Genomic DNA, 253 nt, shown 5'->3' on the forward strand with positions numbered 1-253 from the left:
GGTGCTCTGCGGCTCGTGGCGAATCTCTGTGCGCGGCAATTGCGCCGGCAGCGCTGCACGCTTCGGTTGCTGGGGTAGCGGCTCGGCTGCGGCTTGCGGCTGAAGTTGCTCGAGCTCAGCTTCAATGTAAGCGGCCAGCAAACCCGTCTTGACGAACTGAACTAGCGGATGGGATCCGCCGGTTGCCAGCGATGAGGCAGCAATGCTGCGATGTCGCTGGCCTTTTGAGTCGGCAATCGGGTGAGAACGTCCT

1 pseudogene is annotated in these 253 nt (G+C 62.5%); it reads right to left on the bottom strand.

The window, feature by feature from the left end:
* Nucleotides 1-253, bottom strand: a pseudogene (locus AB3X96_RS42970) (IS66 family transposase); the annotation flags it as partial.

The organism is Paraburkholderia sp. BR13439 (genome assembly GCF_040948805.1).
Classification (GTDB): domain Bacteria; phylum Pseudomonadota; class Gammaproteobacteria; order Burkholderiales; family Burkholderiaceae; genus Paraburkholderia; species Paraburkholderia youngii.